Origin of the sequence: Sediminibacillus albus (genome assembly GCF_900101125.1) — a bacterium.
Taxonomy (GTDB): domain Bacteria; phylum Bacillota; class Bacilli; order Bacillales; family Amphibacillaceae; genus Sediminibacillus; species Sediminibacillus albus.
In genome coordinates, this window is record NZ_FNFL01000002.1 from 486927 (window position 1) to 507889 (window position 20963).

General features: G+C 41.4%; 18 protein-coding genes and 1 other RNA gene. 9 read left to right on the top strand and 10 right to left on the bottom strand.

The features are described 5' to 3' along the window. Nucleotides 1-24 precede the first annotated feature (24 nt). The 6 genes from ptsP to BLR93_RS08420 all read right to left on the bottom strand — a co-directional run bounded on the left by ptsP (nucleotide 25) and on the right by BLR93_RS08420 (nucleotide 7304). The gene (ptsP, locus tag BLR93_RS08395) at nucleotides 25-1740 is read right to left on the bottom strand and encodes a phosphoenolpyruvate--protein phosphotransferase (RefSeq protein ID WP_093213203.1); all 1716 of its coding nucleotides are present in this window, start codon (nucleotides 1738-1740) and stop codon (nucleotides 25-27) included. 5 nt (nucleotides 1741-1745) lie between these two features. After that, the gene (locus BLR93_RS08400; protein ID WP_093213205.1) at nucleotides 1746-2012 is read right to left on the bottom strand and encodes a phosphocarrier protein HPr; all 267 of its coding nucleotides are present in this window, start codon (nucleotides 2010-2012) and stop codon (nucleotides 1746-1748) included. A gap of 58 nt (nucleotides 2013-2070) precedes the next feature. Beyond that, complete coding sequence (locus BLR93_RS08405) at nucleotides 2071-3966, bottom strand: PTS fructose transporter subunit IIABC (protein ID WP_093213207.1); 1896 nt, start codon at nucleotides 3964-3966, stop codon at nucleotides 2071-2073. A gap of 15 nt (nucleotides 3967-3981) precedes the next feature. Next, nucleotides 3982-4893, bottom strand: a complete 912-nt coding sequence (pfkB, locus tag BLR93_RS08410) for a 1-phosphofructokinase (RefSeq protein WP_093213209.1) — start codon at nucleotides 4891-4893, stop codon at nucleotides 3982-3984. Nucleotides 4894-4896: 3 nt separating this feature from the next. Next, on the bottom strand, nucleotides 4897-5643 hold the full coding sequence (locus tag BLR93_RS08415; RefSeq protein ID WP_093213211.1) for a DeoR/GlpR family DNA-binding transcription regulator: 747 nt from the start codon (nucleotides 5641-5643) through the stop codon (nucleotides 4897-4899). A 698-nt stretch (nucleotides 5644-6341) separates the two neighbouring features. Next, nucleotides 6342-7304: an alpha/beta hydrolase gene (locus BLR93_RS08420; protein ID WP_093213213.1), complete on the bottom strand. Its 963-nt coding sequence runs from the start codon at nucleotides 7302-7304 to the stop codon at nucleotides 6342-6344. Nucleotides 7305-7577: 273 nt separating this feature from the next. Between BLR93_RS08420 and secG the strand changes: the two genes are divergently transcribed. Further along, nucleotides 7578-7808: a preprotein translocase subunit SecG gene (gene secG, locus BLR93_RS08425; RefSeq protein ID WP_093213215.1), complete on the top strand. Its 231-nt coding sequence runs from the start codon at nucleotides 7578-7580 to the stop codon at nucleotides 7806-7808. Between the two features lie 95 nt (nucleotides 7809-7903). Here secG and BLR93_RS18365 read toward each other — a convergent pair whose 3' ends face one another. Further along, nucleotides 7904-8026: a hypothetical protein gene (locus BLR93_RS18365; protein ID WP_281241687.1), complete on the bottom strand. Its 123-nt coding sequence runs from the start codon at nucleotides 8024-8026 to the stop codon at nucleotides 7904-7906. A 92-nt stretch (nucleotides 8027-8118) separates the two neighbouring features. Here BLR93_RS18365 and BLR93_RS08430 point away from each other — a divergent pair, with 92 nt between their 5' ends. Together BLR93_RS08430 and rnr are read left to right on the top strand one after the other, a co-directional pair. Continuing rightward, nucleotides 8119-8862, top strand: a complete 744-nt coding sequence (locus tag BLR93_RS08430) for an alpha/beta hydrolase (RefSeq protein ID WP_093213217.1) — start codon at nucleotides 8119-8121, stop codon at nucleotides 8860-8862. Nucleotides 8863-8946: 84 nt separating this feature from the next. After that, nucleotides 8947-11220, top strand: a complete 2274-nt coding sequence (gene rnr, locus BLR93_RS08435; RefSeq protein ID WP_093213483.1) for a ribonuclease R — start codon at nucleotides 8947-8949, stop codon at nucleotides 11218-11220. A gap of 714 nt (nucleotides 11221-11934) precedes the next feature. Here rnr and BLR93_RS08440 read toward each other — a convergent pair. Both BLR93_RS08440 and BLR93_RS08445 read right to left on the bottom strand, forming a co-directional pair. Then, nucleotides 11935-12198, bottom strand: coding sequence for a hypothetical protein (locus tag BLR93_RS08440; protein ID WP_093213219.1), 264 nt, complete (start codon nucleotides 12196-12198; stop codon nucleotides 11935-11937). A gap of 60 nt (nucleotides 12199-12258) precedes the next feature. Beyond that, nucleotides 12259-13122, bottom strand: a complete 864-nt coding sequence (locus BLR93_RS08445) for a GNAT family N-acetyltransferase (RefSeq protein ID WP_093213221.1) — start codon at nucleotides 13120-13122, stop codon at nucleotides 12259-12261. A 187-nt stretch (nucleotides 13123-13309) separates the two neighbouring features. Between BLR93_RS08445 and smpB the strand changes: the two genes are divergently transcribed. The 4 genes from smpB (at nucleotide 13310) to BLR93_RS08465 (ending at nucleotide 16740) form a co-directional block, all read left to right on the top strand. Then, the gene (smpB, locus tag BLR93_RS08450; RefSeq protein ID WP_093213223.1) at nucleotides 13310-13774 is read left to right on the top strand and encodes an SsrA-binding protein SmpB; all 465 of its coding nucleotides are present in this window, start codon (nucleotides 13310-13312) and stop codon (nucleotides 13772-13774) included. Nucleotides 13775-13888: 114 nt separating this feature from the next. Next, nucleotides 13889-14249: a transfer-messenger RNA gene (ssrA, locus tag BLR93_RS08455) on the top strand. Nucleotides 14250-14591: 342 nt separating this feature from the next. Then, nucleotides 14592-15398 carry a zinc transporter ZupT gene (gene zupT / locus BLR93_RS08460; protein ID WP_281241688.1) on the top strand — a complete coding sequence of 269 codons (807 nt, stop codon included), beginning with the start codon at nucleotides 14592-14594 and terminating at the stop codon, nucleotides 15396-15398. A 118-nt stretch (nucleotides 15399-15516) separates the two neighbouring features. Continuing rightward, nucleotides 15517-16740: a CNNM domain-containing protein gene (locus tag BLR93_RS08465; RefSeq protein WP_093213227.1), complete on the top strand. Its 1224-nt coding sequence runs from the start codon at nucleotides 15517-15519 to the stop codon at nucleotides 16738-16740. An 81-nt stretch (nucleotides 16741-16821) separates the two neighbouring features. Here BLR93_RS08465 and BLR93_RS08470 read toward each other — a convergent pair whose 3' ends face one another. Continuing rightward, complete coding sequence (locus tag BLR93_RS08470) at nucleotides 16822-17757, bottom strand: NADP-dependent oxidoreductase (protein ID WP_093213229.1); 936 nt, start codon at nucleotides 17755-17757, stop codon at nucleotides 16822-16824. Between the two features lie 395 nt (nucleotides 17758-18152). Here BLR93_RS08470 and BLR93_RS08475 point away from each other — a divergent pair, with 395 nt between their 5' ends. Continuing rightward, nucleotides 18153-19406, top strand: a complete 1254-nt coding sequence (locus BLR93_RS08475) for a coiled-coil domain-containing protein (protein ID WP_093213231.1) — start codon at nucleotides 18153-18155, stop codon at nucleotides 19404-19406. A 347-nt stretch (nucleotides 19407-19753) separates the two neighbouring features. Beyond that, nucleotides 19754-20908 carry a D-alanyl-D-alanine carboxypeptidase family protein gene (locus BLR93_RS08480; RefSeq protein ID WP_245690094.1) on the top strand — a complete coding sequence of 385 codons (1155 nt, stop codon included), beginning with the start codon at nucleotides 19754-19756 and terminating at the stop codon, nucleotides 20906-20908. The last annotated feature ends 55 nt before the right edge of the window (nucleotides 20909-20963 follow it).

The following is a 20963-nucleotide window of genomic DNA, read 5'->3' on the forward strand; positions in this document are numbered from 1 at the left end:
CAGCCAGGTCTTTGCTTTATATAACTATTGGTTTGTTTTTTCTCTGATGAACTGTTCAACTTCCTCTGCAGTGTTCATCGAAAGAAGCTTGTCCTTAAAGGATGCTAAATCCTGCTTGGAAAGTTCTTTAATTTGCGTACGAGCAGGAAGAATGGAAGTGGCGCTCATACTAAATTCATCAAGACCAAGTCCTAACAGAATAGGGATTGCGATTGAATCGCCGGCCATTTCTCCACACATACCAGCCCATTTACCTTCTGCATGTGCAGCTTCTATTACATTATTGACCAAGTTGATGATAGAAGGGTTATACGGTTGGTACAAGTAAGAAACCCGTTCATTCATCCGGTCTGCAGCCATGGTGTATTGAATTAAATCATTGGTGCCGATGCTGAAGAAGTCAACTTCTTTAGCAAATTGACGGGCAATAACCGCAGTAGAAGGAATCTCAACCATGATGCCTATTTCTATTTGATCAGAAACTTCTGTTCCTTCATTGATAAGCTTGTCTTTTTCCTCTAACAATATCGCTTTTGCTTGCCGGAACTCATCTAATGTGGCGATCATTGGAAACATGATTTTTAAGTTTCCGGAAGTACTAGCCCGCAGCAACGCACGAAGCTGGGTACGGAAAATGTCGTCTCTTTCCAGGCATAGGCGGATGGCACGGAAGCCCAGGAATGGATTAAGTTCTTTTGGAAGGTCCAAATAAGAAAGTTCTTTATCTCCGCCAATATCAAGCGTTCGAACGACAACAGGTTTATCTCCCATTTGGTCCAATACAGACTTGTAAGCTTTATACTGTTCCTCTTCGGTAGGCAATTCGCTTTTACCCATGTACAAGAATTCTGTGCGGTATAAGCCAACGCCTTCTCCACCGTTATTGATTACCCCTTCTACATCTTCTGGGGTACCAATATTGGCAACAAGTTCTACATGCTCACCTTCAGCTGTTTTTGTTGGCTCATCCTTTAATTTAGCCCATTCTTGTTTCTGTTCTTCGAAATCAGCCTGTTTCTTTTTATAAGCAGCTAGCTCTTCCTCACTGGGATCAATGATCACGTGGCCATCAATGCCATCTACAATGATAAGGGTATCCTTATCGGCTGCTTCGGTTATGTTTTTGGTCCCTACAACTGCAGGAATTTCCAATGAGCGGGCCATGATTGCTGAATGGGAAGTTCTGCCGCCGATATTAGTAGTAAAGCCTTTAACGAACCGTTTATTTAACTGAGCAGTATCAGACGGCGTCAAATCCTCTGCTACGATAACGACTTCTTCATCAATTAATGCAGGATCAGGGAAGGTTACTTTAAGTAAGTGGGCCATTACACGTTTGGTAACATCCTGTATATCTGCTGCACGCTCTCTCATATACTCATTATCCATGTTTTTGAACATATCGATAAACATGTTTGCTGTTTCGTCTAATGCTGCTTCGGCATTAACGTTTTCCGATTTAATCTTATCCTTAATGGGATTAATCATCTCTGGATCGCTTAATACAAGCAAGTGTGCTGAAAATATCTCCGCATGTTCATCGCCAAGTGACTTTTTCGCATTTTCTTTGATGATTTCCAGTTCTTGTTTCGAAACCTCCAAAGCGTTGTCTAATCTCTCGATTTCCGCTTCAGGGTTTTCAACCTTTGATTTATCAAAAGTCAGCTCAGGGACTTCCAGCTTATAAGCTTTAGCGATGGCAATCCCGTTTGATGCTGCTATTCCATTAATGCTGCTCATTATAATTATTCTCCTAGCCCTTCAGTTTTGATAGTATCGACAATTGTCTGCAGAGCTTCTTCCTCATCGGAGCCTTCTGCAGATACCTTAATTTCTGCATCCTTAGGGATTCCTAGTGACATAACTCCCATGATTGACTTTAAGTTAACGTTTTTTCCGTTATACTCCATATTGATGTCTGATTCGAAATTACCAGCTTTGTTAACCAGAACCGTAGCAGGACGTGCATGTACTCCTGTTTCGTCTGTGATAGTCATTGTTTTTTCTACCATAGATAAAACCTCCTAATTATTTATCTTTTATAGTCACGGGCAGTATCCCTGTACTATTTTACTCTTTTCTAAGGTCTTTTTTCAAGAATCCGAGCATAGCTGCACTCACTGCTGTTCCAACAAGGATTGCAAGCAAGTACAAGAGAGGATTTCCTTCGACAAGCCCAGCTACTACAATACCACCATGAGGGGCCCTTAGTCCAATGTCAAACAACATGGTTAGTCCTCCGGCAATGGCAGAGCCGATAGCAACAGAAGGAATTACCCGGGCCGGATCTGCAGCAGCAAATGGGATTGCGCCTTCTGTGATGAAGAAGGCCCCTAGGGCGTAAGCAGATTTTCCCGCTTCTCGTTCTTGTTTCGTGAATTTGTTTTTAAACATCGTAGTTGCCACTGCAAGTGAAAGCGGCGGTACCATCCCGCCTGCCATAATAGCAGCAATAAAAGTGAAATTATCAGCATCAAGCATTGCAATTCCAAATGTATAAGCAGCCTTGTTGATTGGACCGCCCATATCAACAGCCATCATTCCGCCTAATAATAGTCCGAGTAACACAAGATTTGAGCCGCCAAGACTTTCCAGCCAGCTGGATAGTCCTGTATAAATGGTTGTCAATGGTGGATTAATCAGCAGCATAATCAGTCCGGTAATTCCAATGGCAAATACCGGGTATAAAAGGACTGTTTTCAAACCATCGAATATGGCAGGGAGTCCTTGCATGGCTTTTTTGACAAATAAAGTAACATAACCAGCCAGAAAACCTGCGATCAGCCCGCCGAGAAAGCCTGAACCGCCATCAGCACCTTCAACTCCTGAAGTGATAGCGATTAGGCCAGCGATCATTCCTGGAGCAAAGCCGGGCCGGTCAGCAATACTGGAAGCAATGAAACCAGCAAGAACTGGAACCATTAAGAAAAAGGCATTTCCTCCGCCGATGGTATTTAACATCTCTGCAAAACGGTTATAATCATCGTTTGCAGGGTCTGCGGAGTTAATCCCCCATAAGAAGGAGATTGCTATTAAGATACCGCCTCCGACAACAAAAGGAAGCATATTGGAAACACCGTTCATCAAGTGCTTATAGAATCCGGAACGGCCGCCGCTGTTTTGATTGTTCTCATCGGAAGACTGCCCGCCATCCCCTTGATATATCGGGGCATCCTTATTAACAGCTTTGTTCAGCAATTCTTTTGGCTGATGAATAGCCTTTCCGACCGGTACCTGAATCAAAGGTTTTCCGCGGAAGCGGTCTGTTTCAATTTTGGTATCGGCCGCAACAATGATTGCATCTGCCTGTTCGATTTCTTCATCGGTCAGCCGATTCTTCACCCCGCCTGAGCCATTTGTTTCCACTTTAATAGTAATGCCCATTTCTGAAGCAGTTTCTTTTAGTTTATCTGCTGCCATATATGTATGGGCAATTCCTGTGGGACAGCCAGTTACCGCCAGGATGCTGCTGGCCTGATTGCCGGTCTCCTGTTGGGTTTCTTCTGACTCTTCCTGTTCTTTCGCGTCTATTACAGTCATTACTTCAGCCTCTGAGGAGGCTTCTTCCAGCTTTTGGCGGAAATCTTTATCCATCAGGAAGGAAGAAAGTCTTGATAAAGTTTCCAAGTGAGTTTGATTAGCACCTTCAGAAGCTGCAATCATGAAAAATAAGTGGGATGGCGCACCGTCTAAGGATTCGTAATCAATCCCTTCTTTCGCTCTGCCAAACACGATGGCTGGCGTGGCTACAGCGGAGGTCTTGGCATGGGGAATGGCGATCCCTTCGCCAATTCCTGTCGTGCTCTGTGATTCCCGCTCTAAAATGGCATCCTTGTACGCTTGTTTGTCATTCAACCGGCCGGCTTCATCCAATTTTGATACTAACTCATCGATGACATCCGCCTTGGAAGTGGCTTGTAAATCTAAAATAATTGTATCTTCTTTTAACAAATCCGTAATCTTCACTATGAATACCTCCTTTTATAATGCTTCCGTAGTTATTTTAGAAAGTAATGCTTCCACATCTTCTTGCTCGCACAAGTCGTCACTAAATGCGGTAGCACTTCCAGCTGCAACTGCTGTTTTAAAGGACAGCACAGGATCCTTGGTTTTCACGTAACTGGACAAAAAACCAGCAACCATGGAATCTCCTGATCCCACCGTATTTTTCACTTGACCGGATGGGACATTTGCTCGTAAACAAGTATCCTTATTAATATAGATGGCTCCATTGCCGCCCATCGAGATAATCACATGCCTTGCACCCTTTTGCTGCAGCTGTTTCCCGTAATGGGCTGCCTGCTCATGAGTGGTAATGGCTGTGTCAAATAATTCGCCTAATTCATGGTGATTTGGCTTCACCAAAAATAACTCCCGGCCGACAATTTCCTTTAAAGCGTTGCTTGATGTATCAGCAATCATTTTCACGCCGTTTTGCCTGCAAAGCTCAGCCGCCTGGACATAAAAGTCTGTTGCAATCGTAGAGGGCACGCTTCCGGCAGCTACTAAATAATCTCCCTCGGACATTTCGGCAATTTGCTTAAACAGCTGCTCTTGCTGCTCAGCGGTTATTTCCGGACCAGGCCCATTGATCTCTGTTTCGTCTGTTGATTTTAATTTCATGTTCACTCTTGTCGTTCCGTTGACAGCAATAAACTGATGGTCAATATTTTCTTTAGTAAGTTCATTTTTAATAAAGTCTCCAGTAAAACCGCCAAGAAAGCCGATAGCTGTATTACTGCGCCCCAGGCGGTTAAGGACCCGCGAGACATTGATGCCTTTGCCGCCCGGATAATAAAATGTTTTATTTCCTCTGTTCAATCCCCCTGGAGTAAATGTATCTACGTGGATAACATAGTCGACGGACGGGTTTAAGGTACAAGTAAAAATCATTGATTACACAACCTTTATGTTTGTCTTATTTTGGTAGGGTGACAGTATGTGTTCATCTACCTCAGTAGTGATAATTTGGCTGTCCTCTAATTCTGCAATCTTGCTGAACGATACTTGATTGAACTTGGACTGGTCAGCAAGCACAAAGCATTCTTGGGACAAGCGGAGGGACAGCTGTTTAATCCGTGCCTCTTCCGGATCCGGGGTTGTTAAGCCATACGCTAAATCGATTCCATTCACCCCCAAAAAACATTTGTCAAAACGATATTTATTTAAGCCCGATTGGGCTCCATGACCGATGAGTGCTTTTGTTTTATGTTTTACATAACCACCGGTTAGATACGTTGGTATTTGATATTTACTTAGCGCATCTAAGTGAGTAAGCCCATTCGTAACGACTGTCACTCCTTTTTCTTTTAAAAAAGGAATCATTTCAAAGGTGGTAGTGCCTGCATCTAAGTAAATATATTCTTCTTCATTTACAAAGCCTGCTGCATAGCGGGCAATTTTTAGTTTTTCTTGATGGTTTTTGGTAGTTTTTTCTGGAAAGCTTAACTCCTGGCTAATCGATTGCTTTGTCGCTGCTCCACCATGGACACGGACTAATTTATCCAAGCTCTCCAGTTCGCTTAAATCCCTTCTAATCGTAGATTCCGAAGATTTTGTTAAACGAACGAGGTCTTGAATGTTAACGGTTCCTTGTTTGGCCAAACGCTGTAAGATAAGTTGGTGGCGTTCTGGTGTAAGGATAATTCATCACCTCTTAAGTAATATCAATCAAATAAATCATAAAGCAAACCCTTTCATTTTTCAATCATAATTAATCAAAAACATCCAAAAACAATCATCGGTTCACAAATTAGTCATTTTACAATCGGAATTCTATTCAAAATTAAACAGAAAAGGTTGAGAGAGGAGGGCATGAAAATAGTGAAATACATCCATTAGCAAAAATCGAACGATAACAGCATAGAAAGTTTTAAAAAGCCATCTTTAAGCATTCGATTGATGACGAAAAGGAATATATATGGCGATTAACAGTAGGTGTTTCTTTAATAGTATCGGATAACCATTAGTACTACGCTGCGGAAATACACTACGCTTCCCGCAGGAGTCTCCGTGGATTTCCTCCGCTGAAAGTCTACGTACTGTTTTCAACCATTAAACCTCAAATGCTTAAGATTTACTTGAGACCGCGGTTGTCATGCAAGGTAGTAAGAAGCTGAAGCCGTGCCCACGGAAAGCGAAGGACGCTGCCGGCGGATGCCTAAGCACCGAACCTTGTTAGAAGGAAGAAATAGAGTTGTCACTGTGGCCCGCAGATTATATGAAACAATAGAAAAGAAAAATCGAACGAGTTCGAATGCTAAGGATTTCGAATCATCGTTCGATTTTTGCTTTGGCCGCTATACGTTTGTGGCAACCCCATCTGCTGAAAAGTTAAAAAACTACAGAGAGCGCATGCTGTTCTCTTTGCTTCGCTTATAAGTGACATCGGTTATCCACTGCAGAATATTGTCAAAGACTTCTTCTTTATTTATCTCGTTTAGCATTTCATGCCTGCCATCCTCGTAAAAATAGGAGGTTATGTTTGTAAGCCCATGTTGGTAATATCGATTCATTACAGCATATACTCCCTTCGTTTGTTTGCCGACAGGGTCAAGGCTGCCGGTAATAAAAAGAAACGGAAGGTCTTTGTTAATCTTCTCCAGTCCATGCTTGTCATCGATTAAATCAAAACCGGTAAATAGGTCATGAAAAAACGTTGCCGTAGGAATAAATCCGGTAAAAGGGTCCTGGAGATATGATTGGACTTCATCATGGTCGCGCGATAACCAATCAAAGTCCGTTTCACTATCCTTAAAAGCTTGATTGTAATTGGCGAAGCTTAGCTTATTAAGCAATTTTGAAGGGGTCCTGCCGCCTTTACGATTGATTTCAAGCAAAGCCAGGAGCTTTCCTGCTATATTGACAATGCCAGGATGGCTGCCGGTTCCAGATAATATGACACCAGCAAGTACATCGCTATACAACTGGATATAACGTCTAGCCAGAAACGAGCCCATGCTATGTCCTAATAAAAATACTGGTACACTCGGATAGTCGTTTCGCGCCTGTTCTGTTACCATGGCTAAATCATCTACAGCCCGGTTAAATCCATGCTGGTCGGCAAGGTGCCCCATCGTTCCTTGCTTTTGCCCTGTGTACCCATGGCCGCGATGGTCATTCCCGTAAACAGCGATGTTATGGTCTGTCAGGAATTGGGCGAAAGTCTGATAGCGGTTAATGTGTTCGGCCATCCCATGAGAAAGCTGTACAATTGCTGAAGGCCGGCGTTCTGTATTATGCCACTTTCGCACAAATATTTTTTGGTTATCGGAGGCTTGCAGCCAGAAAGAAGTTTGCTTCATGTAATTCTCTCCTCACATATTGGTTAGTATTCCGTGGTTTGTCCTATTATTTTAACAGAATTATCTAAATGAAGGTGCGTTCGTTTCTTTAGCCAGCCTGAAAATAGCTTGCTAAAAGGCGGGAATTTATGCTACATTACTATTATGAATTCGTCCGTTTTCTATTGATTTAGACATCTTAGGAATTTGATAATTTGGACAAAGATAGCCGGATAGGATGAACTTATCCCGTAGCATCTATTATTCGGGAGTTAAATAGGAGGTGTGCGCATCATGTATGCAGCTGCAATTACCATTTTGATCATTGACGCTATAGCACTTATTGTATTGGTTTTACTTCAATCGGGAAAAAGTGCCGGACTATCCGGAGCAATTTCCGGAGGCGCTGAACAATTGTTTGGTAAACAAAAGGCGCGCGGAATGGATTTAGTACTTCACCGGGCAACTGTAGTAGCTTCAGTTATCCTGTTCATTCTTACATTTGTCGTTGGTTTTGTGTTGTAAGGATAAACTCTTAGCTCCGTATAGATGAGATATACTGGTTAAGTCCTTTAAGGTGAAAGTCTTGTCATTATTAAATGTAAATTTTAATATTTTACTTAGATAAACAATCCCTTATCGACAACGATAAGGGATTGTTTACTATTCCGAAGGGCAGGGGATACAGGAATCCGCTCATGCCTGTCACTTACTAAGATAAGGTATATATTAGATTGATTCATGCTGGATTATACCCCTCTTTGTTTTTTCTTTGATAAGATGAGGTAATACAGCAAACGTTAATGTTACTATTGAATGAGGAGATGAAACGACCATGAAAATCAAACTGCCGGAACCGTTTACGTTTAAAGGAGGAGACCGTGCGGTACTATTATTACATGGGTTTACTGGGCATACAGCAGATGTGCGTATGCTAGGACGTTACTTGCAAAGTAAAGGCTACACATGCCATGCGCCGATCTACCGCGGCCATGGATTGCCGCCCGAGGAATTAATCAAAGCCCATCCCGATCAATGGTGGGAGGATGTACAGGCTGCCGTTGATCACTTGAAAGAATTGGGGCATGAGGAAATTGCCGTAGCAGGCTTGTCCTTAGGAGGGGTTCTTGGACTTAAACTGGCTTACTCACAGCCAATCAAAGCAATTATCCCGATGTGTGCACCCATGTTCTTTGATAACGAGGTTCAGCTGACCAAAGGGTTTAAAGCATTCTCCACCGAATTTAAGCAATTAGAAAAAAAGGATGACCAAACGATCGAAGAGGAAGTGCAAGAGCTCATAGATCATTCCAGCCGTATGTTCAAGGATTTAGGTTCCCTAATTAACGAAGTAAAACAAAAAGTCGATGAGATTTATGCACCCACCTTTGTAGTACAAGCAAGAAAAGATGAAATGATCAACACAGACAGTGCTTCTTACATATATGAAAATGTGGAAGCTGACCAGAAGGATATTAAATGGTATGAAGAATCTTCCCATGTAATAACGTTGGATAAACAAAAAGAACAGCTTCATGAAGATATTTATCAGTTTTTAGAATCTCTATCCTGGTCTTAAGCCATAATAGAGATAACTATCTTATCCAGTTAATTTGATTAAATCGATTTTATAGTGAAGGAAGGTGAGCGTTTGAATACAGAAATGAAACAAAAAATCGTGGAATACTTTAAAGAGAATGCTTCCAAGCCGTTATCCGTGCAAGAGATTGAGGAAATTCTCGATTTGCAGGACGCGGATCAATTCAAAATATTGATGCAGAATTTAAACGAGCTGGAAGAAGCGGGCGAACTGGTCAGAACAAGAAAAAACAGATACGGCCCCCCGGAACGAATGAATTTAATCCGTGGAAAAATCCAGATGCATTCCAAGGGATTTGCTTTTTTAATCCCTGAGGAAGAAGGCCAGGATGACGTTTATATCAATCACGCTGACTTACAATCAGCAATGAACAATGATAAAGTGCTTGTAAGAATTGAAGGCAGGGATGAGCATGGCAAACGTCCAGAAGGCGTAGTAGTGCGTATCCTTGAAAGAGCAACAACTGAGCTAGTGGGAACGTATGATGATAATGGCAATTTTGGTTTTGTCGTTGCCGATGATAAACGGATTCCAAACGATATCTTTGTCCCGAAGAATGCTTCTAAAGGCGCGGTAGATGGCCATAAAGTGATCGTTAAGATTACGAAGTTTCCTGAAGGACGGATGAGTGCTGAAGGAGAAGTAGTTCAAATTCTCGGGCATAAAAATGATCCGGGGATTGATATTATTTCCATTATCCATAAGCATGGAATAAAAGTTGATTTTCCCGATGAAGTTTTGCAGCAGGCAGAAGAAACTCCTGAAACAATTAAGGAAGAGGAAATCGCCAATCGAAAAGACTTAAGAGATGAAACCATTGTCACGATTGACGGTGCTGATGCAAAAGACTTGGACGATGCCGTCACAGTCAAACAGCTGGATAATGGTAATTATAAGCTTGGCGTCTATATTGCTGATGTAACCTATTACGTAGAAGAAGATTCACCAATTGACCAGGAGGCTATCGAGCGGGCTACCAGTGTTTATTTGGTAGATCGGGTAATCCCGATGATACCGCACCGGCTTTCCAACGGAATATGTTCCTTAAATCCCCAAGTGGACAGGCTTACACTTGGTTGTGAAATGGAAATAAATGACCAGGGAGAAGTGGTCAACCATGAAATCTTCCAAAGCGTAATAAGGACGAACGAAAGAATGACCTATCATGACGTCAACAAAATTTTAGCCGAGGATGATCCTGAACTTAAGGAGAAATATCAAGAGCTTGTACCGATGTTCAAGGATATGGAACAGCTGGCTTCTATTTTACGGAAGAAAAGAATAAATCGTGGTGCTATCGATTTTGATTTTAAAGAAGCGCAAGTTCTAGTAGACAATGAAGGCAAGGCAGTAGACGTTGTCCTGCGTGAGCGATCTGTGGCAGAGCGGCTTATAGAGGAATTTATGCTGGCAGCCAACGAGACAGTTGCCGAGCACTTTCATTGGATGGATGTGCCATTTATCCACCGGATTCACCAAGACCCCAATCCGGATAAGCTTCAACATTTCTTTGAGTTTATCGCCAATTTAGGGTATGTCGTCAAAGGAACTTCGAATGAGATCCATCCACAGGCGCTGCAAAGCGTGCTTGAAGAAGTGAAGGATACACAGGAAGAAATGATTATCTCTAAATTAATGCTGCGTTCGATGCAACAAGCCAAGTACGATCCGCAAGGGATTGGACATTTTGGATTGGCGACAGATTTTTACACTCATTTCACATCGCCAATCCGCAGATATCCTGACTTAATTGTCCATCGCCTGATCAGGACTTATTTGATCAATGGCCAGCTAGATGAAAAGACGCGGCGCCATTGGAAGGATAAAATGCCTGAAATAGCAAGGCACTCTTCAGAGATGGAACGTGCAGCTGTCGATGCCGAACGGGAAACGGATGATTTGAAAAAAGCAGAATATATGCAGGATAAAATCGGTGAGGAGTATGACGGTGTAATTAGTTCTGTAACCGGCTTCGGATTATTTGTTGAACTGCCGAATACAATTGAAGGACTTGTCCATGTCAGCTACCTTACAGACGATTATTATCATTTTGACGACAGACAATACGCCATGATTGGCGAACGTACAGGAAATATTTTCCGAATCGGAGATGAAATCACCATTCGTGTAGTAAATGTGAATTTGGATGAACGAGTGGTCGACTTCGAAGTTGTCGGGATGAAACCCAGGAAAGAAAGAGTAGCACCAGACCGGCCGAAAGTGATTACAGCCAAGAAGGATCAGGGAAAAAAGAACAATGGCAAACCTAAAGGGAAAACTGCCAAAGGATCGGCAAAGAAGGCTAATCCTAAAGGAAAACGGAAGAAAAAGAAATAGGCGCAGTTTTCTGGGTTCATCTTGTAGAAAAACCCTCGTTTTTTCGCGCCCCCTGAAAAAGTCCTTTTTAATCTAGAGGGGCTGTCAACGTTTGTTGTTGATTCCACGAATCGCTTGGCGGTGGATGCTTGCCGCGGGCACGGCCTCAGCTAACTTGGTCAAGAAGATCACTTGACCAAGTGGTCTTCGGCTCGTGCTGTTCCCGCAGGCGTCACCACCGACGCGCATCGCGGAATAAACAGAGGCCAATTTTAAAAGAGTGGTTTTCTTTTATAAATCAAAGAAAATCACTCTTTTTTTCTTGGACAATGAACTGTTCATCCCATAAACTGAAGCTAACAATAGCGAATGGAAGCATAGACACGGATATGATGTCGCCTCATCTTCGGGTCTCGAAGGCATGGCATTCAAGGGACGATAGCTATTTTCATGGAAAATGTGAAACGAATCGTTAAACGAAAAGCGGTCTGTATGGAAATTAAATCCCACACTGGCCGCATTTTTAAAAAATCCTACCTATCAGAGCGCTTCCGTTTTTTCAGTGCCCTCGGTTTTTCTGCAAGCTTTTTTTCGTCCCTTGTGGAATGAAGATACTCGTTTTCCTCGCGGACGAAGGCACGCCTCCTCAAGCGTATTTATTTGCTTTTCAAATCAAAAACAAGGCTGCCGAAGCTTTTCCGGCAGCCTGAGAAGCAGTTTATGTGTCTGTTTTTGTTATGAAATAAGAAAAGCAAGAGCAACAAATATTACCGCTGATAAAAGATAAATACAGCCAAGTATTTGTGATTTTCTTTCCTTCCTAGTGATCGAAATCCCGCCAGTGATTAGCAGAAATAAAGTGAAAACGGCAAAGGATACCCATGCCCATTGATAATATACACCAAACTGCAGTCTGACCAGAAAGAATATATTGGCTGGGATAGCAATGATTAACGGTATATATAAGGAGTTTAAGGAGTATTGCTTGTTGTCGGTCATTGCGAAACATCTCCTTCTATTCTTTAATATTACTATTCCTCTACCCTGAAAAAACTCCCTTTAAATCCATGAGCCGTAAAGCACCCAGGCATCAGCGACAGTGAAGGCCCTTTTGTCTGGAATATTGCTAAACCCTACCTCAGAAAAGTCCATCCAAATTTTCGGGTCCACTGGTGATTTCTTAGCATAATGAAAAGCAGTTTCCCAAAAACCGGGTTGTTCAAAGTGATCATTCCAAAAGTATTTGACCTGCCCATACCATTCACGTTTTCTGTCAGTCTTGATTGATAAAAATCTCGAACCATCGTGATTTTGATAAAATGCAGAGCTATCTAAGTATTCATCGGTGATCAGTTGTTGCGTCAATGGCAGGGGGTAGTAACATTCATATGGAAAGGAATTAATAGCATTTTCCGTCAAGGATTCCAGCAACGCCCGTTTTTCCTTCCTTGAATCCACCGGCGCCCACAGGCTTCCTGCCGTTCCGTTAATGAATTCTGGATGTGCCACTGGAAGAGAATGCAGTTTTGTTACGATAGATAACTGTAACTTTTCTAAAACCCTTCTTGCTGGTTGATTCTGCTCATTAGTATTGGCACCTACCCATATAATGTCAGGCTGTTTTTTTAGCTCTGTAATAATATAACCCAGAAGCTCTGTGGCATGGCCTTTTGATAAGAATCTGCTATCGCTGCGCAATCTGCCGAGCATGGCTAATCCGCCGGGAAAAACAGAATAACCGGCGATCGCCAGTAATTGGTTATCGGAAAACATTCCGTAGAGCACCTGGGAACTGGAGCTCACTAAGTCGGGAAATATATTTACAACATAATCATCTTCTATATTTGTTTTCATTTGTTTTACTGTATCCCAATCTTCCATGTTTAATCTTCTAATTTGTAAAAGTCCTTGAGGCAATGTCATCTTGCTCCTTCTCTTCTTATTAGTAGAAAATATTTTCTCACAGAAAAGATTGTTTTGCATCTGAAAACCATCAATTGTAAGTCTTTTATTTTTGATTACTGATGATAGGAAGCGAACATCGGCAGAATTGGAATTGGATTGCTTTTCTGATAAAATCAATAATACGGATAATTAGGAGGAAAAGGTTATGGCAAAAGGTCAAAGCAATGCAATAGCTCAAAATCGTAAAGCAGGACACGATTTTTTCATAGAAGAAACATACGAAGCAGGAATCGCGTTAAAAGGTACAGAAATAAAATCAATTAGAGCCGGCCGGGTCAACTTAAAGGATAGCTTTGCGCGGATTGACCGCGGGGAAGCCTATTTGGTCAATTTGCATATTTCTCCGTATGAGCAGGGGAATCGATTTAACCATGATCCAACAAGGACAAGGAAACTGCTGCTTCACCGCAAGGAGATTGATAAATTGATCGGGGAAACACAGCAGCAAGGCTACTCTTTAGTCCCATTGAAGATTTACATTAAGAATGGAGTCGCTAAAGTGCTGATTGGTTTGGGTAAAGGGAAGAAAAAATATGACAAGCGCGAAGACCTAAAAAGAAAACAAGCAAAACGGGATGTTGATAGGGCTATGAAGGAAAATCTTAGGTGAACAGGGTTGAAAAATCCACTGAATATGCTATAATTAGAATTGTCTTAGGGACATTTCCAACTTAATATTATGATGCTTGATCATATATTCCGTTGTACCCAGATACTTTTTCTTGGGGACGTTACGGATTCGACAGGGATAGATCGAGCTCAGGCTGCGTGTCGAGGTTACGTCTCGTAAAACGTTATTCGCCTAAATATAACTGGCAAAGAAAACAACTACTCTTTAGCAGCTGCGTAAGTAGCACTAAAGGATCCTTCCTGCCATCGCCCGTGTGGTAGATGAAGGGTCTCAAATGAAGCGGGCTACGCTGTCATCCACCGTCTGAGGATGCCAGAAGAGACTAATCAGACTAGCTCCTCGAAAGCCTGTTGGTAGGCTGTAGAGGTAGTGAATGATAATATACCAACTACGCTCGTAGATGCCTGAGTGACGATATCTCTGGACGTGGGTTCGATTCCCACCGTCTCCACCAAATACATAGAAGAATGCTTTTGGTGGATTTCCTATATCATACCCGACAGCCAGAGCTTGCCGATACGGCAAGCTCTGTTTAATGTTGTGTCACCATGACTAATTAAAGTAAGGCAGGGCTTTCCCAACCATGGGGAAGCCTTTTTTTATTATAATAATAAAACATTGACGGAAAGTTTGCTTTAACATAAAATGTTTCCTAAGGTAAACTTTTATTCACGAGTAAAAATTAAATTGACAAGTTTCTCTGTAGCAAATTTTTATGGAAGAAACATATACTAAAAATCAACTGACCAATAAATACAGGAAAAAAATTATTGTGCAAAAGAGGAGAAGATGTAAGTTGGAAAATTTATTGCTGGCTTTTGGCTTGACGTTGATGGCGGGCTTGGCAACAGGGATCGGCAGTGTACTCGCTTTTTTCACTTCTACTACGAATACCAAATTTCTCTCCTTTTCTCTCGGTTTCTCAGCTGGTGTCATGATTTATGTGTCTATGATCGAGATTTTTGTAAAAGCTAAGGATGCTCTCGTCGGAGCGATGGGGGTTCAACTGGGCAATTGGCTGACTGTTATCGGATTCTTCGCCGGAATGCTTTTAATTGCCTTGATCGATAAAGTCATTCCTAAGCAGGGAAACCCGCATGAAGTAAAAAAAGTAGAGGATATGGATAAGACAAGAAATGCTATCAAGGATCCCGGCTTGTTAAAAATGGGTACCTTTACAGCATTGGCCATAGCTATTCATAACTTTCCGGAAGGAATTGCTACGTTTACTTCAGCATTGCAGGATCCAGGATTGGGCTTAGCAATCGCTGTTGCAATAGCTATCCATAACATTCCTGAGGGTATCGCGGTTTCTGTACCAGTTTACTTTGCAACCGGGGATAAACGAAAAGCATTTAGGCTGTCTTTTTTGTCAGGATTATCTGAACCAGTAGGGGCAATTGCTGCATACTTTTTATTAATGCCGTTTTTAAACGACGTACTGTTCGGCATGATTTTTGCAGGTGTTGCCGGTATAATGGTGTTTATTTCCCTTGATGAGTTATTGCCTGCTTCGAAAAAATACGATGAGGCTCACCTGTCGATTTATGGATTGATTGGCGGGATGGCGGTTATGGCTGTCAGCCTTCTATTGTTTATTTAAAATGTAACAAGGGAATGAAAGATTTGGACCACCTGTTCAGCCATCTTTCGTTCCCTATTATTCTTCTTGGGCTTATAGGTAATAATACATATTACTAAAAGATATTGGAGGAAACATATTGTTTATCGCAATTATCTTCTTTCTAATCGTCTCCTTTTTTTTATCAGGCAGTGAAACGGCTCTGACAGCAGTCAATAAAATGAAGGTTAAATCAAAAGCCGAAAGCGGAGACAAACGATCGCAAAGATTGTTAAAGCTCATATCCAAACCGGACGAGCTGATTACCGCAATTCTTATTGGAAACAACATTTCTAATATCCTGCTGCCGACGATTGTAACGATGGTGGCGATTGAATATGGCTTCAGTGTTGGAATCGCTACGGGAATCTTAACCCTAGTTTTGATAATATTTGCTGAAGTGCTGCCTAAGTCAATTGCCGCAACATTTGCAGAAAAGGTATCCTATTTTGTATTTCCGGTAATAAGCATGCTCATGCGGCTGGTAAAACCGCTAACCTACTTACTGGCAAGATTTACTCGGCTGGTAATAAAAATGATATCCAGTGAAGACCCTGATAAGGTCTCCATTTCAAAAGAAGAGTTTATTACAATGGTTGATATTGCCACGGCAGAAGGGACATTTGCCACAGATGAAAAACAGCGGATTAAAGGGGTTATCGATTTTCAAAGGCTGGACGTGAGAGACGCCTTAAAAACCCCCAGAACAGAAATTGATGGTATTCCGTCTGATGCTTCCTACCAGCAGACGTTTGATATTGTTTTAAACAATAATCACACTAGGTTTCCCGTTTATCAAGCAAATATGGATAACATTGTCGGGGTTTTTCATTCCAAACAGTTGTTATCATGGTCAATGGATCAAACAAGATCAATTCAGGAGTTTATGGATAATGACCCGTTGTTTGTGTTTGAATTTTACTCAATTGAACGAGTCTTTAAATCAATGCTGAAAGAGCGAAAACATATGGCCATCGTCCTTGACGAATATGGAGGCACGAATGGAATATTAAGCAATGAGGATATTATCGAAGCAATGATTGGCCAGGAAATCAAGGATGAAACAGATGAGGATGAAGATGTTTTAATACATGAATTGACGGAGAGCCATATCGTTTGTAATGGTAAAATATCATTGCATCGGTTAAACGAAGTATTTAAAACCAATATTCCTGAAGAAGAGGATATCTTAACAGGCTTTCTATTACGCGAGATCGGCTATTTTCCTGCTGAAGGGGATTATTTTGAATATGGCCAGCTATATTTTGAGATAAAAAAAGTGGAGGATAACAAACTGACATTGGTCGAAATACAAAAAAGATAGTAAAGGAGCTGCCCTTATCGACACAAAAGGGCAGCTCCTTAAAGTTTTCCTGATTCTCCAACTAAAACATAGTTACGTTCGTTACTTGATTTTTATAACAATCTTTCCTCTGGCGTGGTGGGTTTCACTCAGACGATGTGCTTCCTTCAGTCCTTCTGCACTGAAAGGGAATGTATGTCCTACAGTTGCAATTAGTTCTCCTTTTTCCATTAATCCCGCCAGTTCGGCAAGCTGTCTTCCGTTGGGATCCAGCCATAAGGACCCTGCTTTAATGCCTTTTTCCTTTGCAATATTTTCATCAGGCGCTCCTACGACCGACACAAGCTTTCCGCCTTTTTTTAAGACGTTGAAGCTTTTTTGCTGAATATCCCCGCCTAATGTATCTAGTACAATGTCATAATCTTCAATGGCTTCCTCAAAATCCTCTTCTTTATAATTGATAAATCTATCAACACCTATTTTTTGCAGGAATTCTTCATTTTTCCCGCTGGCTGTTGAGGCAACAAAAGCACCCAGACTTTTAGCGATTTGTATAGCGAAGCTTCCAACCCCTCCTGATCCGGCATGGATCAACACTTTATCACCAGGTTTAATTTCAGAGAAGTCGACAAGGCATTGCCAGGCCGTCAAACCGGCTAATGGCACAGCTGCTGCTTCTTCAAAGGTAATATTATCCGGTATTTTTGCCAACAATTGCTCATCTATGGCAGCATATTCTGCGTAAGTGCCAAACCGGGTAGTACTTGGCCGGGCAAAAACACGGTCTCCGACTTGGAAGTCTGTTACCTTTGCTCCTGTCTCCTTGACAACACCTGCTGCATCCCATCCCAAGATGATCGGAAAATCAAACGGCAGCATCTCCTGTAAATAGCCTTCCCTTAATTTCCAGTCGATTGGGTTAATCGATGTGGCATGCATGTCAACCAAAACCTGATCGTCTGTTAATTTTGGCTGGTCAACTTCGGCTTCTGTCAACTGCTCCGCTGAACCGTATTGGTTTATAATGATCGCTTTCATAATATCTCCTCTTTCCTAAATTATTTTGATATGATTAGTAGTTTCTCGAAAACGAAAATACATTCCCGTTTATTTTTCGACAAACAACTCTTTGTTCTCTTTCCCGCAGTGGGGCAACTTAATCAGAAACTACATCATACCCTATTTACTAAAAATTACACCAGTAAACAGGTTTCGAGCATTTTTTGATACTTTTTACCCCTTATATTGATACACAATTGTAATATTCACATAATATTGTTGTCATTTTATAGTGATATACTACTAATTGTGAATAAATAGAATTAGTTGCCAACAGGTCTATTACATACTTACTACTAGATTTACATAGATGAAAATAAGCAAAATTACATAGAGAATAATCAAATTAGTAGATTTCTAGGGGGAGGAATAGCATGTTTACGAGAAAGTGGATTGGAATGAAAACGGCAGCGCTGCTTTGTGTTGGAAGCGTTATAGTACCGGCAGCAGTATCGGCAGAAACAAACGGCAGTTTAGAGGACGAGCAGAGACAAGTCCAGGAACAACGATCGGAAATCCAGGACGGCATCGAAAAAACAGAAGCACAAATCGAAAAAGTGCTTGCGGAACTGCAACAATTAAATGAGCAAATCAAAAGAGTAGAGCAGGCAATAAAAGACAACCAAAAAAAGATAGACGACACAAAAGCTGATATAAAAGATACACATAAAGAAATTGAAGCGTTGGAAAAAGACATTGCTGAAATTGAAGAAGCAATGGAAAAACGGCTGGAAATTTTAAAAGAGAGAGCCAAGACTCTACAGAAAAATGGCGGAACAATCAGTTACATGGAAGTTATTTTAGGTTCAAAGAGTTTCGGCAATTTTATTGACCGTGTTTCATTAGTTTCTAAGGTAATGGATTCAGATGCCGATCTTCTTGCCCAGCATGAGGCAGACAAAAAAGAATTAGAAGACAAACGGCAGGCTTTGGATGAAAAACTAACAAACCTTACCGATATGCAAACAGAATTAGAAGGCATGCAGGCCCAAATCTTGGAACAAAAAGAACAGAACGATCTTTTGAAGGAAGAGTTGAAGCAGAAAGAACAAGCAAATCTCAACGAAAAAGCTGAGTTGCAAAATAAAGATGAAGCACTTGCTTCGAAAGAACAGCAAATCAGGAATGAAATCGAGCAAAGAGAAACACAAATAGAAACGATGAGCGTTGAGCAGCCGAGAAATTCGGATGGCACAGCCGCCTCGCAAACATCGAAAAGTAAAACATCTGCTCCAAGCGGAAACATCAATACGGTGATTTCAGCTGGTTATAAGTATATCGGCAACTCTGTTTATGTTTTTGGAGGCGGACGAAGCGCTTCCGATATTGCTAATGGCCGTTTCGATTGCTCCGGGTTCGTCCACTGGGCCTTTTCTCAAGCGGGTGTTCGTGTTGGAGCAAGCACCAACAGCCTTAAGAGTGCGGGGAAGCAGGTTTCATCCAGTGATATGAAACCAGGTGATCTTGTTTTCTTTAATACATATAAAACAGACGGCCATGTAGGAATTTATATTGGCGGCGGTAAATTTATCGGTTCCCAAAGTTCCACAGGAGTTGCAGTTGCAAACATGTCGAGCGGGTATTGGAAAAAGCATTTTAATGGCCGTGTAGTCAGAGTGATGAATTAAGTATTAGATTTTGGGGTTTACAGTATTCAAGGATTCCCGGTTTGGGGGTCCTTTTTTTATGCAATGGAAGCCAGTTGACACGGGAAGTGTAATATATCTTTTAAAAAAATAGGCTTGATTGGGTCAAAATCAACAAAAACATTTATTTTTACCTACTTAAGATATTGTCATTCTTTGTCGATTGATAGTAGTATAAAAGGGAAGAGCAATTTTCAGGGTATTGGTTATACTATTCCTCTGCGCTAGTTGATAGATGACCGTGTCGAGGGCACAGTAACCATTTCCCTTTATACGAAGTTAATTTTATTTACTATTTACTATTTACCTATATGGAAGAAGGTGCTATTGTGAAACGATTGTCGTTTTATTTTATTGCCATTATCATAATATTCTCGATAGAAACGAAAGCAGATGCTGCTAAATTAGATAATGAATTGTTTAGTGAATCAGGCATTTTGATTGATACAGTCACAGGACAAGTTCTCTATGAACAAAATGCGGACCGCCCGATGTACCCTGCAAGTCTGACTAAGGTGGCGACGGCTATTTATGCCATTGAAACAGCTGACCTGGATGAAATAGTAACTGTTAGTGCGAAAGCACGTAACGTGGAAGGGACCAGGGTGTATCTGGAAGAGGGGGAGCAAGTTCCTCTGAAGCGACTTATTCAGGGTCTGTTGCTTAATTCAGGAAATGATGCAGGAGTGGCGATAGCGGAGCACATAAGTGGCAGTTCCCGTCAATTTGCCCGTGATTTAAATAACTATTTAGAAAAAAAAGTCGGCATGGGAGATACAAATTTCACAAATGCCCATGGCTTGTTTAATCAAGAGCATGTAACTACAGCAGCAGATTTGGCGAAACTTACCCAATATGCGTTGCAAAATAGCACCTTTAAAGAAATCTTTGGTACCGAACAATTAGATTGGAATGGAGATAGTTGGTCTACAACACTTTATCATCATCATAAAATGGTTCGGGAAATTCCTTATGAAGGAATTACCGGAGGGAAGACTGGCTATGTAGATGAGTCAGGCCATACACTTATAACTACAGCCGAGCGGGAAAATATCAGTCTGATCGCTGTTACTCTAAAAACAGAAACACAGAATCAAGCATATCAGGATGCGATCGCTTTATTGGATTACGGATTTGAAAATTTCAAAACGTCGATTATTCCAAGTGGAAAAGAATACGTGAGTCCAGATGGAAGCAGTTATACAGTTGAAGAGGATCTTTATTTTACAGAGACAAAATCGGGCGCTGTGTTGAATGTAGGAAATGATGGAACATTAAAAATTAAGCAAAACGATAAGTTACTAAATACTGCGTTTTCGCTGGATGATGAGGCAGACAACAAACAATCGTCCGGTGATGTCCAAAAAGCTTCATCTTCGGATAAGGTCGATCAACAATCCAGTTTTTCAACGATTGTAGTGATCTTTTTAATAGGGCTTGTTTTATTATTTTTCCGGAAACTAATCAAAAGAGCTATTACTTAAATTTTCGTCAAGACAGACGTGTTTCTGAAGCTAAGTCCTCCTAAGCGGACTTAGC